This window comes from Tropicimonas isoalkanivorans, from assembly GCF_900112335.1.
In the GTDB taxonomy this organism is placed as follows: Bacteria; Pseudomonadota; Alphaproteobacteria; order Rhodobacterales; family Rhodobacteraceae; genus Tropicimonas; species Tropicimonas isoalkanivorans.
Genome location: NZ_FOLG01000004.1, coordinates 46,666 through 60,631, shown reverse-complemented (window position 1 = coordinate 60,631; position 13,966 = coordinate 46,666). Strand labels below are relative to the sequence as shown.

Genomic DNA, 13,966 nt, shown 5'->3' with positions numbered 1-13,966 from the left:
GACAGGCACGGGAGCGGCTCGGGAGGGACCTGTTACCAGCTGAAGCCTTCAGCGTTCTCGGAGTCCACGACCATCACGTCGATCGGAACTTCTGACGGAACCACGCGCGCGCCCCAGAGCTGGGCCAGCGCCATGCCGAGGCCAACGCGGACCTGGTCGCGCGGGAACTGGGCCGTCGTCTCGATGAACGGCGTGCCCTGGGCGATGGCGGTCACCGCTTCCGGCGCGCCGTCGACGGAGGTCAGCTTGACATCGCGGCCGGAGCCCTGGATCGCGGCCAGCGCACCCATCGCACCACCGTCGTTGACGGAGAAGATGCCTTCGAGGTTCGGGTGCGACTGGATCATGTTCTCGACCACACCGAGCGCGACCGAACGGTCCTGACGGCCGTTCTGGGTGTCGACCAGTTCGATCCCCTCGAATTCTTCCAGCGCGGCCTTGCAGCCTTCGACCCGCTCAAGGATCGGAATCACCGGGATACCGTCGAGGATGGCGACTTCACCGTCTCCGTCCAGAGCCTCGGCCAGGTACTTGCACGACATGTAGCCGGCATCGCGGTTCTTGGAGCCGACAAAGGTGTCGACCGGGCCATTGGCGTTGGCATCGACCGCGACCACGATCGCGCCCGCTTCCTTGGCCATGCGTACGGCGGATTCGATGCCGGCGCTGTCGGTCGGGTTCAGAAGCAGGATGTCGATGTCCTGCTGGAGCATGTCCTCGACGTCCGAGATCTGCTTGGCGACGTCGTGGCCGGCGTCGGTGATGACCAGTTCCGCGCCCAGCATGTCGGCCGCTTCCTGCAGCGCCTCCTGCATAGACACGAAGTAGGGGTTGTTCATTTCCTGGAACGTCATGCCGATTTTCAGCGCGTCGTCCTGTGCGCTCGCGGCGAAGGACGTCGCGGCGATAGCCAGTGCGGCGGCAGAGACGTTGGTCAGTAGTTTCTTCATAGGAACCTCCCGTTGATGAAGAAGATGGGTAAAACCTTCCCGTCACGGCGATCACAGTGATTGCCATGCAGGTCATTAACCATTTGAAGTTGCTTGCTATCCGGTCATTCGCACCAGCTTGTTAGCGGCGAACGTGGTGCGGAACTCGGATGGCGACATTCCTTTCAGCTTGAAGAATTGCCGATTGAAGTTCGACAGGTTGGAAAAGCCCACGTCGAAACAGATATCGGCAACCTTTGCGTCCGGGTCGGACAGCAGCATGTGGCAGGCAAGATCGACCCGAAGCTGGTTCTTGTAGCGGACGAGCGTCGTACCGGTGTGCCGTTTGAAGGAGCGCGAAAATGCGCTGCGGCTCTGTCCCGTCATCGAGGCAAGCTCCTTTTCGGGCATCGGGTTCAAAAGGTTGTCGCGCAGGTGCGCAATCGCCCGGTTGATCCCCTTGTCTTCGCCCTCGTCCATGTTCTTCTGAAAACTGAGGCTGGCCAGAATTTGCGGCTCCGGCGCGGCCAGCATCAAGTCCACGAGGTCGCAGAAATGCGAGAGGCGTCGCACGCTCTTGGCCTCCATCAGCGCGGCCATGATCGGCATGGCCGCCATGCCGGTGTCGTGGTCGAAGAGCAGCCCGCGGCGGCTCTTTTCGAGCAGGGGCTGGAACGCCTCGAACTCCGGCATCACCTCACGTGCATCGTCGATGAACGACTTTCGGAACTGGATGACCTGGCTCCGGCGCGGAACGATCACGTTTTCTGGTACGTCGCTCAGCCAATTCTGCGGCAGGTTCGGGCCGGTCATGACGAGTTGCCCGGGAGCGAACCGCCCAATGTGGTCGCCGATGTAATACTTGCCCGACGTCTCCACCACGAGATGGATCTCGTACTCCGGGTGATAGTGCCAGCGCACTGTCCGGAACGGATAGCCATGTTGCCAGGCGGCAAACGACTCTCCCTTTCGAATGTGCACCAGCTCCAGGTCGGGCTGCATGGCTTCCTCCGGCGCGATATCTCGCGCTTCACTCCTCCGCGATGCGCTGCCGCATCGTATACCGTAGCCCACCCTATCAGCGCTGAGGGGAGCCGCTCCACGTCCTGACCAACAATTCGATGATACTTTTTTGACGCAGACGGATGAATCGTATGGGTTTTCGGCGGCGCACCGTCGGCTGCGGATCGAGCGGAGGGGGAGATTCGCGGTGGATTGGGCCAGACTCGAGCAACATCAGAGGGGCGCGCTCCTACGATGAACCTTGCGCCGGAACGAGGACTGCCGACCGATGGCGTACCACTCAGACGACGCCGTTCAGGGACCTGGAAGAAAAAACGAACCCGCCGCGCCGCGAATCGGCAACAAACAGGTTGCGCACTGGAGTATTCGAGACACATGACGAAATCGTACCTCCGCGCCCGCGGAATCAACGTGGCGGTGCGGCGCAATTGGGAACCGTCATTTCTGCGCCGGAAGGTGGCGTTCCTTCCCGGCGTCTTTCGGTGTCAGGTCTCAGACCTCAGACGATCTGGGGGCCGGGTATATGGCCCAATAAGATTGATACTTTTCGGCATATTGCGCGACGATGTTAGGTTAAGCGGTGACGTACTCCGCAATCTGAGGGGGAGCGTGGACCCTGCTGAACGCGTCTCAGGTTGCGCAGACGGTCGCGAGGCGGTGGCCGGCGTACGGGCATCCCGCGTGGCGGCAAAAGGTTCATCCATCTGGATCGGCCTCACGCCCGACGTGCCTATATCGAGTCCGCGACACGGTACGATCCTCCTCCTCTGCCCGTTTCAGCGCCCAGGCATCTCGATCTGGATCTTGACGTCCGTCGGGCGCGCCTCCACCGCGCGGTCGAAGGCCGCGACGCTTTTCTCAAAGGGAAGCGTCGCAGAAATCAGTGGCTTCAGATCCACCTTGCCCGAACCCATCAGCGCGATCGCGCGGTCATAGATGTTGGCATAACGGAAAACCGTTTCGACGCGCAGTTCCTTCACCTGAAGCCCGACGACGTCCATCGGGACCGGGTCCACCGGCATCCCGACGAGTACGATGGCACCACCGGGCCGGGCCATGGCGGGCGCGTCCAGCACAGCCGGTGCAGCGCCGGAGCATTCGAACACGACGTCGGCCCCCCACCCATCGGTGGCGTCCCTCATGGCGTCGGCTACCGGCTGCTGAGTGATGTTGATCGTCTCGATCCCGTCGTAGGCGCCGATTATGTCAAGCTTGGGCTGGGCCAGGTCCGCCACGTAGACTTTGGCGCACCCGCCCGCCAGCGCGGCAAGGGCGACCATCATGCCAATCGGGCCGGCGCCGGTTACCACGCCGATGTCGCCGGGTTGGATGCGGGCACGCAAAGCGCTCTGCATCCCGATGGCAAATGGCTCCACCATGGCGCCTTCGGCAAAGGTCACGGTGTCGGGCAGCTTGTAGGTGAACGCGGCGGGGTGAACGACTTCTGGTGTCAGGCAGCCGTGGATCGGCGGGGTCGCCCAGAACCGTACAGATGGGTCGACGTTGTACATGCCCATCTTGGACGCGCGGGAGACCGGATCGGGAATGCCCGGCTCCATGCAGACGCGGTCGCCGACCTTGAGGTGCGACACCGCCGATCCGGTCTCGATGACGGTACCGGCGGCTTCGTGACCCAGGATCATCGGTTCGTTGACAACGAACTGCCCAATCCGGCCGTGGGTGTAATAGTGCACGTCGGAGCCGCAGATACCGACGGTGTGAATGGCCACCCGCACGTCATCCGGGCCGAGTTCCGCCGCAACCGGGAAGTCCCGCAGAGACAGTCTCCCTTTTTCTTCAAGCACCAACGCAGTCGCCATCTCTCGCTCCCAAGAACATCGTTTTCGTTGGCGCAAATGAGGACGGGACGCGTGGGCGTGTAAACCGGCGGCGGGGCGGCGGCGGGGGTATTTTTCGCCACAGGTTCAATTCGTACCGGTCCGCGTGGGAAACCCTCCGAGCGCGCCGCAGCTCTTTCGCCTCGCGACGCCCTTCGTGGTGCTGGGGCGGACATCCCGATCCACGAGCGACTCGCGTCGGCCCTGAGCACGCAATCAGGTAACGAGTGCCTGATCCGATCCCTGCGTCCAGTATCCGCGCAGTCTGTTCGGGATCAGGCGTAGGCGGAGCCCAAAATCTCCAGCATCTCCTGCGCCGCCGCGCCGGGTGCGAGTTCGCCATCAGCCACACGTGCGCCCAGGGCGTTCATCCTTGAGCGCATCTCGGGGGAGCCGGACAGGCGGGCCAGCAAACCCTGGCGGACTTCCTCTTCGAACCAATGGCGGGACTGCATCGCGCGGCGTGCTTGCCAATGGCTGTTTTCCTTGCGCCAGGCCGCAAGCGTCTGCATCTCCTCCCAGGCCGCTTCGAGACCGTCGCCGGAGACCGCCGACACGGTCATAGCCTTGGGGAAGCCCTTCGGGTCCTCTGGGCGTTTGCGAAGCAGCCGCAGCGCCCCGGCATAGTCGGCGCAGGTACGGTTGGCCACGGGTTTGAGGTCACCGTCGGCCTTGTTGACGAGGATCATGTCGGCGATCTCCATGATGCCCCGCTTGACGCCCTGCAACTCGTCGCCGCCAGCGGGCGCGAGCAGCAAAAGGAACAGGTCCGACATCTCGGCCACCATGGTCTCCGACTGGCCGACGCCCACCGTCTCGATCAGCACCACATCGAAGCCCGCCGCCTCGCACAGCGCCACCACCTCCCGCGTGCGCCGCGCCACGCCACCGAGCTGGGACTGGCTGGGAGAGGGGCGGATGAAGGCGTTGGAATCGCGGGAGAGCGTTTCCATCCGGGTCTTATCGCCGAGAATGGAGCCGCCGGAGCGCGTGGACGACGGGTCCACCGCCAGAACGGCAACCTTCAGACCCTGCCCCGTGAGCATGGTACCGAACGCTTCGATGAAGGTGGACTTGCCGACGCCCGGCGTTCCGGAAAGTCCGAGCCGCAGCGCTTCGCGCCCGGTCCCCGCGAGGGCCTCGTTCAGCGCCACCGCTTGCACGCGATGGTCGGCGCGGTTGCTTTCGACCAGTGTGATCGCCCGCGCCAGCGCCCGCCGCTCGCCCGCCTTCACTCGTGCTGCCAGGTCGTTCGTGTCCATCTGCCGTCGTCCTCCGTCCGTCGCCGTGTATTGTACGGCCTTCGCGGTGCCACCTCTTCCCTCCACAGCCGGCAAATGTCCAGACGCGCGGTCCGGGCTGCGCGCCGAAGGCGCGCCCGGCCCAACAGCCGCAGGCGCCTGTGGCGCCGAGGCTGGCGGGAGCCCTCCGGGCCGGCCTTGCGCCGCTTGCCGAGGGTGGATTGAGGCCTGACTTTCCCTGCATTTCCAGTGCATTAACGGCGGACGATAGATCGCTGGGCAGCGGACCGCCGATCGGCGCGATACCCGCGGTTGACGCCCGCGGGGTTTTGCTGCCCCCTTGCCGAACGCGAAGCCCCCGAAAGCCATGCCCCAAGGAAGAGCCCGCCATGCGCCGCCTGACCGCCCTCTGCCTCGCCCTCGCCCTGCCTGCCAGCCTCTCGGCGCAGGAGGAGGCAGCGGACTTCGACGTCAGCTTCGCTGGAATCCGGGGCGGGACACTCTCGATCCGCGCCACCGAGGCGGATGGGGCCTATCAGGCGGTCGGCACGGCAGCCACCAGCGGGCTGGTCGGTGGCCTCTTTTCGCTCAAAACCGAAGCGCGCGCCTCCGGCCGGGTGCAGGGGAATACCTACGACCCGGCGGCATATGACGAGGTGACTGTCGAGCGCGGCGAGAGGAAAACCAAGCAGATCCGCTTCCAGGGAGGGTACCCGGCCGTCACACAGGACCCGCCGGACACGAAGCGCAGATCCTTCCACGCAGACGGCAAGGACTTTCCCGCCGCCGTGGACCCGATGACCGGCCTCTACGCCCTGCTCCGTGCCCGTCCTGCCGCACTTGCCTGCAACCTCGACATCTCGACCTACGATGGGCGGGAGGTGCACCGCATTCGCCTGGGCGGCGGGCGGATGGACGGTGCGCGCCATGTCTGCGCCGGGCAGTACATTCGTGTGGCGGGCTATCGCCAAAAGGATCTGGCCGACGCGAGCATGCGCGATTTCGTGGTGATCTACGACACGTCGCGCGGCGAGCCATGGCCGGTGGTGGAGGTTCGCGCCCGCACCAGCTATGGGAACATGGTGTTCCGCCGACGCTAGAGGCGCCCATGGCCCCTGCCCCCCTGCCCATTGATTCCGTGCTGCCAGACCTTCTGGCGGTACTCCGCCGCGCGGGTCAGGCCGTGTTGCAGGCGCCTCCCGGCGCGGGGAAAACCACACGGGTGCCGCTGGCGCTGTTGGAGGCAGGGCTGGTTGGCGGGCGGATCGTGATGCTGGAGCCAAGGCGCCTTGCGGCCCGGGCGGCGGCAGAGCGGCTGGCGGAGCAACTTGGGGAAGCGCCGGGGCAGACCGTCGGCTACCGCATTCGCGGGGAAAGCAAGGTCGGGCCCGCCACCCGGATCGAAGTCGTGACGGAGGGCATCCTGACCCGAATGCTGCAGGCGGATGCGGAGCTGACAGGCGTCGGGGCGGTGCTTTTCGATGAATTTCACGAGCGCTCGCTCAATGCGGATCTCGGACTGGCGCTCTGCCTGGAAGTGCGGGCTGCGCTCAGGGAGGACCTGATGTTGCTGCCCATGTCTGCCACGCTGGACGCCGCACCCGTGGCTGAGTTGATGGGCGGCGCCCCAGTGATCACGGCGGAGGGGCGCGCCTTTCCGGTGGACGTCCGGCACCTCCCCCGCCCGCTCGACAAACGTGCGCGGCTGGAGCAGGCCGTGGCGGAGCAGGTCATGGATGCCGTCGCCGAGACGGACGGCAGCGTCCTGGTCTTTCTACCTGGCGAGGGAGAAATACGCCGCACCGAGGCGCTGCTCGCACCGCGTCTACCCGAGGGCGTGGCGCTGCGGCCGCTGTTCGGGGCGATGCCGTTCAAGGCGCAGCGTGCCGCAATCGCACCGGCCCGGGAGGGGCGGAAGGTGGTGCTGGCGACCTCTATCGCCGAGACGTCGCTGACCATCGAAGGGATTACCTGCGTTGTGGACGGGGGCAAGGCGCGGCGCGCGCGGTTCGATCCCGGGTCGGGCATGTCGCGGCTCGTGACAGAGCGGGTCACCCGCGCCGAAGCCACGCAGCGGGCCGGACGCGCGGGCCGGGTGGCGCCGGGTATCTGCTACCGACTCTGGACGCGGGGCGAGGAAGGCGGGCTCGCGGCCTTTCCCCCGGCGGAGATCGAGGCAGCGGACCTGACGGGGTTGGCGCTTGAACTCGCGCTCTGGGGGAGCGACACGCTGCCGTTTCTGACCCCGCCTCCGGAGGGGGCGCTGGCGGAGGCGAAAGCGTTGCTCGCGGATCTTGGGGCACTCGACGCGGCGGGTCGGATCACGGAGCACGGCCGGGCGATGGCCGCCCTGCCCCTCCACCCCCGGCTCGCGCACATGCTGATCCGCGCCGGGCGTGGCGCGGCTCCGTTGGCCGCCCTCATGGCCGAGCGCGATCCGATGCGCGGCGCGGGCGCCGACCTGTCCCTGCGCCTTGCCGCCCTGCGGGACCCGAAGTCCGCGCCGGTGGCGCCCGACCGTGGAGCGCTGGAACGCATCCGTTCCGAGGCGAAGCGGCTGTCCAGAATGGCGCCCACGGCGGACGCGCTGCCCGCCGCCGAGGCGGCGGCGCTCGCCTACCCGGACCGGATCGGCCTGCGCCGTCCGGGCGACGCGCCACGGTGGCTGCTGTCCGGCGGCAAGGGCGCGGTGATGGACGAGGCGGACCCGCTCGCTGGGCACCGCCTGATCGTTGCAACCGATCTCGACGGGGACATGCGGGAGGCGCGCATCCGGCTGGCCTTGCCCCTGTCGGAAAGCGCGGTTCGGGAGCTTTACGGCGACCGCATCCAGTGGGTTGACGTCGCCGAATGGTCCAAACGCGACCGCCGCGTGGTGGCCCGGCAGCAGGAGCGGCTGGGCGCACTGGTACTTTCAGACCGGATCTGGCGGGACGCGCCGCCGGACGCGCTGGCCATCGCAGCGTTGGAGGGCGTGCGACAGCTTGGGCTGCCATGGAGCGACCCCGCGCGGCGTTTGCAGGCGCGGGCGCTGCTCTATCGTTCCGAAGGCGGCGAGATCGCCGATCTGGCCGATGAGGCGCTGCTTGCGGAGGCGGAAACGTGGTTGCTGCCGTTCCTCGGCTCCGTGCGCACTGCCGAGGACATTCGCGCGCTGGACCTTGTCGAGCCGCTCAAGGCGCGGATCGGGTGGGACGCGCAGCAGCGGCTCGACCGCGAGGTTCCCGGTGCCTTTTCCACGCCACTGGGACGCCGGGTGCCCATCGACTACGCGGGCGAGGCGCCGGAGATTTCTCTGCGAGTGCAGGAGATGTTCGGACAGACAACCCATCCGACCGTCGGGCCGCGCCACCTCCCCCTGCGAGTGACGCTGTTGTCTCCTGCGGGCCGACCGGTGCAGACCACGATGGACCTGCCCGGCTTCTGGTCCAGTTCCTACGCGGATGTGCGCAAGGACATGCGGGCGCGCTATCCCCGCCACCCCTGGCCGGAGGACCCGACACAAGCCGATCCGACCCTCAGGGCGAAGCGACGGGGCACGTGAGTGCGCGCTGGAGCGGGTGCGGCCCGCTCCGAGACGCTTACCGCCGTGCCTTCCGGTTCAGCCAGTGATGCGCGAAGGCCAGCTTGGTACGCACCGCATCGTTGAGCACGAACGGATAGAGGTCCGACAGGCCCATGGCACGGTTCACCTGGTTCAATGCCAGCCCGAGATCCACCGCCGACCGGATCAACGGCACGGATTTCGTCGTGGCATAGGCATCGCCGGGCCGCTCACTGGTCGTGTGCCAGGACAGGTCAACGGATTCCGCGGTATCGACAATGTCGGTCAAGTGCATCAGGTGCGCCACCGTCTCCGCCCAATCCTCGTGCGGGTGCGCGCTGGCATAAGGGGTGATGAACGACATCTCCCACCCTTGCGGCGGACCGTCCGAGTAGTGGCGCTCCAACGCCTCCCCGTAATCCGCGCGCTCGTCTCCGAACAGCTCCCGGAAGGCTTGGGGAAAGTCAGGCTCTTCGGCCGACAGCCGATCATGGAGGAAATGCGCGAGTTCATGCCGCAGATGCCCGAGCATCGTGCGGTAGTCCTCGTCCAGCATCTCGCGGTTACGCACCCGGATCGCGTCGTCGGCCTCCGCGACGTTGAGAGTGATGACGCCGGACGCATGACCCATGGTCACATGTTCGGAGCCGACCGAGGTCTGCTCGGACTTGAACTCGAACGACGGCAGAGACCCTTCGTCTTCCGACCCGAACCAGCCCCACCTGGCGAGGTTGGCCAGCACCCACCGTTTCGCCGCTTCGCCATCGGCCCAAAGTTCCCGGTTGGGCACGACCGCGAGGTCCGGGATGACGTCGGTCATTTGGCAGGAGTGGCACAGGTTGTCGCTTGCGGCATCGCCCACCCAGTTGCAGCCGATCTCATTGACGTTTGCGCAGGAACCGACGCCGGTGACGAAGGCGTCCTCGCTGTCGTTGTAGGAGACGTTTGCCCCGCACGCTCCACACAAGGAGTTGTGGAAATAGAGCCGCGCGTCACAGACGGGGCAGGCATAGAGCCGCATGACGAAAATCCTGTTCTAACGGGGTGACGATCCCCGCGCTTCGCACTGGTTGAAAACCCGTCCGGACCCTAGGCGGCAGCGGATCGGGGCTTTTGAGACGTCAGACCGGGAAGATTGGGGCGCGTTCGGGCCAAGTCAACGACGCCGTGAAAAGATATATTCGCATGCCGGAAGCATTCCGGGGCGCAGAGGCCGGTCCAGTTAGCGGCAGACCGTGCCGCCGCCGGCGCCGTAGCACCGAACGGACCGCCCGTACTGGTCGCGGTAGTCGCCCGTCCCGACAGCTGTCTGCTCGATGATGAGGCCGGGGGTGTGGTAGACCATCCGCCCGTAGGCGTCCGAACTGCGCCCGGGGCCATAGACATTGTTGGTCACGACCCGCGGATTGGTGTTGGGACTACGGTCCTGCGGGTTGAACACGGGATCTGCCGAGGAACTTGTCCGCGGTGACAGAGCAACGCCGCCACCGCGCGGGCCGGCAGACCCTGCGCGTTGGCCCATGGGGAGCAGTGTCGCCTCCAGCCCCGGGTCGACCGGCTCGCAAGCCGCGATAAGAAGCGTAAAGGCCACCCCGGTCAGCCCCCACCACAGCCGCATCACTCCTGTCCGCATGACCCCGCTCCTCACCTTCCGTTCAGAATAGCGGGGCGGCGCGGTGGGTCCACCGCGACATGTCGGAAGGGCGTGGACAGAACCGCCGACCTTAAATCAGGGGGTTGGCTTTTTGCACGCGATCCAGGATCTCGGGGCTGAATACCGTCGGCCCGCCCGACCTGGCGGCGTAATCCGACAGGGCGCTTTCGAAGAACATCAGCCGGATCGCGCGCAGGGACGCAGGATCTTCGCAGGACAGCACGGCACACTGGGTGTTCACGTCGTCCTCGATTCGGTCGGAAACGAACTGGATAAAGTCGGATGGCATCTCGGCGAGGCATTCGATCCATGCCAGACCGAACCAGCACATATACCCGGCCCGTCGCGCATCCCTTGGCGGCGCAAGCATTTTTCCAGGCGCAGCCGCGCTTTCAGATGCATACGGTTGTGGTTCGGCCATCTTCAGCTCCCCAGTCGCTGAGACTTAACAGAGTAGCATTCTTTGCGGCTTGACCAGTGGAAATGCCACTGCCTCAGAAAAAATCCGCCGAGACGCCCGCTGACATAGCCCGCTTAGCCGGCGGCCTTTTCCTCTAGCTCAAGCCACTCATCTTCCGCCGCAGCCAACGCAAGCTGCCGTTCCACAAGGGCTTCGCTGGCTTTCTTGAACTTAACCGGCTGTTCAGTGAACAGGGCCGGGTCGGACAGGAGGTGCTCCAATTTTCCGATCTCCGCTCCGAGCCGTTCGATCTCGGCCGGGAGCGCATCGAGCCGGTGGCGCTCAGTAAAGGTGAGTCCGGACTTTGGGGTCGCCGGGGCCGACTCAGGGGCGGCGGGGGGGCTGGCGTCCGCGGATTTCGGGCGCGCACGGGCGGGAACCTGCTCCGCCGCGACCTCCGCCTTCTGCGCCTGGTAATCGCTCCAGCCACCCGCATAGACCACCGCCCGCCCGTCGCCTTCCATAGCAATGGTGGTCGTGGCGATTCGGTCGAGAAAATCCCGGTCGTGGCTGACGAGCAAAACCGTGCCGTCGTAATCGGAGATCAATTCCTGCAGCAGGTCCAGCGTCTCGACGTCCAGATCGTTGGTCGGCTCGTCGAGCACCAGCAGGTTCGCCGGCTGCGCGAGGATCTTGGCCAGCAAAAGCCGCGCCTTCTCGCCTCCCGACAACGAGCGGACGGGGGCACGAGCCTGGGCTTCGGAAAACAGGAAGTCCTTGAGGTACCCGACAACATGCTTCGGCGTGCCACGGACCATGACCTGATCGCCACCGCGGCCCGGCACCCGCAGCGCCTTGTCGCCGGTCAGGCTCTCCCAGAGCGTCGCATCGGGGTCGAGTTGCGCGCGCGCCTGATCGAAGACCGCCAGGTCCAGATTCGTGCCGAGGCGGATCGTTCCGCTGTCTGGGGGAAGCTCGCCAATGAGCAGCTTCAGCAGCGTCGTCTTGCCCGCGCCGTTGGGGCCGACCAGGGCCACCCGCTCCCCGCGTTGGACGCGCAGGGAAAACGGTTTCAGAATCTCGCGGCCGTCGTAGGCCTTCGTGATGTCCCGCGCCTCCACCACCAGCTTGCCGGAGGCCTTGCCGGTGTCGATGGCGAGATCGGCCGTGCCCTGCCGGCGGACCTGTGCGGCACGGTCGGCCCGCAAGGCCTGCAGCGCCCGAACCCGGCCCTGGTTGCGGGTACGTCGGGCAGAAATGCCCTCCACCGCCCATTTGGCCTCCGCCTTGATCTTGCGGTCGAGCTTGTGGCGAGCGTCGTCTTCCTCGGCCCAGACGCGGTCGCGCCAAGCCTCGAAGCTGGTGAACCCGTGATCCTGACGCCGCACCACCCCCCGGTCGAGCCAGAGGGTCGCGCGCGTGAGCCGGTTGAGGAAGGCCCGGTCGTGGGAAATGAGCACGAAGGCAGCGCGGGTCGCGGCGAGCTGCTCCTCCAACCAGCCGATTGCGGTAATGTCGAGGTGGTTGGTCGGCTCGTCCAGCAGCATCAGTTCCGGCGCCTCGGCCAGAAGCTTCGCCAACGCAGCGCGGCGCCGCTCCCCGCCGGACGCTGTTTCCACGGGCCGTGCGAGATCGAGCTTCAACCCCTCGGCCGCCATTTCCACGCGATAGGCCTCGCCCTCCGCCAGGCCGCTCGCGGCGAAATCGCCCAGCGTCGCAAAGCCGGCCATGGTGGGGTCCTGCTCCATGTAGCCGACGCTGACACCCGGGGGCACGATTCGCGTCCCGGCGTCCGGCTCCACCAGCCCCGCCATCACCTTCATCAAGGTCGATTTGCCCGATCCGTTCCGTCCCACCAATGCGACCCGGTCGTCCGGCTGCAGCACGAGACCGAGGTCGGAAAAGACGGGGTCGCCGCCGAAGGTCAGCGAGATGTCCGAGAGTTGCAGAAGTGGTGCGCGTGCCATGGGCGCGGCCTAGTCAGCCCGCCCGCCCTCGTCAAGAGACGCCAGGCTCCGACCCATACGCCACCCGCCGCAGAAGCCTCTTTCGGGCCGGGGGAATGGCACGCACCTCCAGCGCAGTGAAGACGTGCAGCGTGCCGAGGTCGCGGTCGATCACCACGTGGTCGCCGACCCAGCCGCCCATCGCAAGGTAGCTCCGCAGAAGCGGCGGCACCGTTTTCGTCGCGAGCTTCGCGTCTGGCGGATGGTGAGGGGTACGTGCGAGCCGTACGACCTCCGCCGCCTTTTCCTGCGGCCGCCATTTCGCCGGGCCGAGGTGCCGCTGACCAAGCAGGGCGAAGGCGTCGGTATATGGCCCCGGCGCGATGCCTTGAAACGACGTGCAGCCGAAGAGCATGTGCACCCCCATCCCATCCACGACGCGTGCGATGGCCCCCCAGGCCAGGCGCAAGATGTCGGCATCGCGGCGACCCGGCCGAATGCAGAAACGGCCCATCTCGACCATCGGCCCATCGAAGGACGCGAGCCCGGACAGATCGTAGAATTTGGCGGCGTAGGTCCGGCCGATCTCCCGTCCACTACCGAGCGACAGCAGTCGGAAGGTGCAGACGGCCATCCCCGTTTGCCTATCCTCGACCAGCACATGATCGCAGACCGCATCGAAGGCATCAGCGTCCTCCGTTTGCCCGTCTCGGAAACTCGCGGCGCGCAAGGTCAGCGCGGCGGCGAGATCGGCGGGCGTCTCGGCTGGGCGAGCGATGTACCGCCCCCGGACGAGCCGTGGCATGATCACCCGTCTCGGATCAGTGGCGGAAAGAGTTGCTACCATGGTGCAGGTGACGCCGGGCGGACCGCCGCCCTGCCCTCTCCGCACGCCTCTGTTATCCGGCTGGCACTGCGCCTCCCGCACCCCATATTGGCATGGAGACCGCGAGACAGAAGGTGCAGGACATGAGCGATAAGGTGAAGAAAAGCGAGAGCGAGTGGAAAGAACAGCTTGGCGATCTGGGCTACGAAGTGATGCGCAACCACGGCACCGAGCGGCCGTTCACCCACGACGACTTCCCCGATGCTCCGGGAACCTTCCGTTGCGCCGGCTGCGGCGCGCCGCTTTTTGAGCAGAAGGACAAGTTCGACGCCGGCTGCGGTTGGCCGAGCTTCGTGCGCCCTTCTGATGGGGACATGATTGAAGAGAGCCAGGACAACCGCTTCGGCATGCACCGCACGGAGGTGCATTGCAGTCGATGCGAGAGCCATTTGGGGCACGTGTTTCCCGACGGGCCAGCACCGACGGGACTGCGCTACTGCATCAACGGGGTGGCGCTGTCGTTCGAGGCAAAAGATGGGGACGCCGAGGACTGACACAGCGTCCA

At 66.2% G+C, this 13,966-nt stretch carries 12 protein-coding genes; 3 read left to right on the top strand and 9 right to left on the bottom strand.

Annotation, left to right across the window (positions count from 1 at the left end):
* Positions 1-32: 32 nt before the first annotated feature.
* From BM075_RS09245 to meaB, 4 genes are all read right to left on the bottom strand, one after another.
* Positions 33-950 carry an ABC transporter substrate-binding protein gene (locus BM075_RS09245; RefSeq protein ID WP_093360394.1) on the bottom strand — a complete coding sequence of 306 codons (918 nt, stop codon included), beginning with the start codon at positions 948-950 and terminating at the stop codon, positions 33-35.
* Positions 951-1,046: 96 nt separating this feature from the next.
* A complete protein-coding gene (locus tag BM075_RS09240; RefSeq protein ID WP_093360393.1) occupies positions 1,047-1,931 on the bottom strand; it encodes an AraC family transcriptional regulator in 885 nt (294 codons plus the stop codon).
* A gap of 797 nt (positions 1,932-2,728) precedes the next feature.
* On the bottom strand, positions 2,729-3,772 hold the full coding sequence (locus BM075_RS09235) for an NAD(P)-dependent alcohol dehydrogenase (protein ID WP_093360392.1): 1,044 nt from the start codon (positions 3,770-3,772) through the stop codon (positions 2,729-2,731).
* Between the two features lie 293 nt (positions 3,773-4,065).
* Positions 4,066-5,052, bottom strand: a complete 987-nt coding sequence (gene meaB, locus BM075_RS09230) for a methylmalonyl Co-A mutase-associated GTPase MeaB (RefSeq protein WP_093360391.1) — start codon at positions 5,050-5,052, stop codon at positions 4,066-4,068.
* Between the two features lie 368 nt (positions 5,053-5,420).
* Between meaB and BM075_RS09225 the strand changes: the two genes are divergently transcribed.
* Positions 5,421-6,131 carry a DUF3108 domain-containing protein gene (locus tag BM075_RS09225; RefSeq protein ID WP_093360390.1) on the top strand — a complete coding sequence of 237 codons (711 nt, stop codon included), beginning with the start codon at positions 5,421-5,423 and terminating at the stop codon, positions 6,129-6,131.
* An 8-nt stretch (positions 6,132-6,139) separates the two neighbouring features.
* Positions 6,140-8,575, top strand: a complete 2,436-nt coding sequence (gene hrpB / locus BM075_RS09220) for an ATP-dependent helicase HrpB (protein ID WP_093360389.1) — start codon at positions 6,140-6,142, stop codon at positions 8,573-8,575.
* A 37-nt stretch (positions 8,576-8,612) separates the two neighbouring features.
* Here the strand turns inward: hrpB and BM075_RS09215 are convergent, their stop codons facing one another.
* The 5 genes from BM075_RS09215 to BM075_RS09195 form a co-directional block, all read right to left on the bottom strand.
* Entirely contained in the window at positions 8,613-9,596 is a 984-nt protein-coding gene (locus tag BM075_RS09215; protein ID WP_093360388.1) for a zinc-binding metallopeptidase family protein, read from the bottom strand.
* 201 nt (positions 9,597-9,797) lie between these two features.
* Positions 9,798-10,208, bottom strand: a complete 411-nt coding sequence (locus BM075_RS09210; RefSeq protein ID WP_143089846.1) for a hypothetical protein — start codon at positions 10,206-10,208, stop codon at positions 9,798-9,800.
* Between the two features lie 91 nt (positions 10,209-10,299).
* Positions 10,300-10,560 (bottom strand): hypothetical protein, encoded by a 261-nt coding sequence (locus BM075_RS09205; RefSeq protein ID WP_093360386.1) that lies wholly within the window; start codon positions 10,558-10,560, stop codon positions 10,300-10,302.
* Between the two features lie 203 nt (positions 10,561-10,763).
* Entirely contained in the window at positions 10,764-12,596 is a 1,833-nt protein-coding gene (locus BM075_RS09200; RefSeq protein WP_093360385.1) for an ABC-F family ATP-binding cassette domain-containing protein, read from the bottom strand.
* Positions 12,597-12,627: 31 nt separating this feature from the next.
* A complete protein-coding gene (locus BM075_RS09195; protein ID WP_093360384.1) occupies positions 12,628-13,380 on the bottom strand; it encodes a GNAT family N-acetyltransferase in 753 nt (250 codons plus the stop codon).
* A 164-nt stretch (positions 13,381-13,544) separates the two neighbouring features.
* Between BM075_RS09195 and msrB the strand changes: the two genes are divergently transcribed.
* Complete coding sequence (gene msrB, locus BM075_RS09190) at positions 13,545-13,955, top strand: peptide-methionine (R)-S-oxide reductase MsrB (protein ID WP_093360383.1); 411 nt, start codon at positions 13,545-13,547, stop codon at positions 13,953-13,955.
* Positions 13,956-13,966 lie beyond the last annotated feature (11 nt).

Bases quoted from the DNA above. Each gene is read 5' to 3' on its own strand.
- BM075_RS09245 (WP_093360394.1), bottom strand. From the start codon at position 950: ATGAAGAAACTACTGACCAACGTCTCTGCCGCCGCACTGGCTATCGCC.
- BM075_RS09240 (WP_093360393.1), bottom strand. From the start codon at position 1,931: ATGCAGCCCGACCTGGAGCTGGTGCACATTCGAAAGGGAGAGTCGTTT.
- BM075_RS09235 (WP_093360392.1), bottom strand. From the start codon at position 3,772: ATGGCGACTGCGTTGGTGCTTGAAGAAAAAGGGAGACTGTCTCTGCGG.
- meaB (WP_093360391.1), bottom strand. From the start codon at position 5,052: ATGGACACGAACGACCTGGCAGCACGAGTGAAGGCGGGCGAGCGGCGG.
- BM075_RS09225 (WP_093360390.1), top strand. From the start codon at position 5,421: ATGCGCCGCCTGACCGCCCTCTGCCTCGCCCTCGCCCTGCCTGCCAGC.
- hrpB (WP_093360389.1), top strand. From the start codon at position 6,140: ATGGCCCCTGCCCCCCTGCCCATTGATTCCGTGCTGCCAGACCTTCTG.
- BM075_RS09215 (WP_093360388.1), bottom strand. From the start codon at position 9,596: ATGCGGCTCTATGCCTGCCCCGTCTGTGACGCGCGGCTCTATTTCCAC.
- BM075_RS09210 (WP_143089846.1), bottom strand. From the start codon at position 10,208: ATGCGGACAGGAGTGATGCGGCTGTGGTGGGGGCTGACCGGGGTGGCC.
- BM075_RS09205 (WP_093360386.1), bottom strand. From the start codon at position 10,560: ATGTGCTGGTTCGGTCTGGCATGGATCGAATGCCTCGCCGAGATGCCA.
- BM075_RS09200 (WP_093360385.1), bottom strand. From the start codon at position 12,596: ATGGCACGCGCACCACTTCTGCAACTCTCGGACATCTCGCTGACCTTC.
- BM075_RS09195 (WP_093360384.1), bottom strand. From the start codon at position 13,380: ATGCCACGGCTCGTCCGGGGGCGGTACATCGCTCGCCCAGCCGAGACG.
- msrB (WP_093360383.1), top strand. From the start codon at position 13,545: ATGAGCGATAAGGTGAAGAAAAGCGAGAGCGAGTGGAAAGAACAGCTT.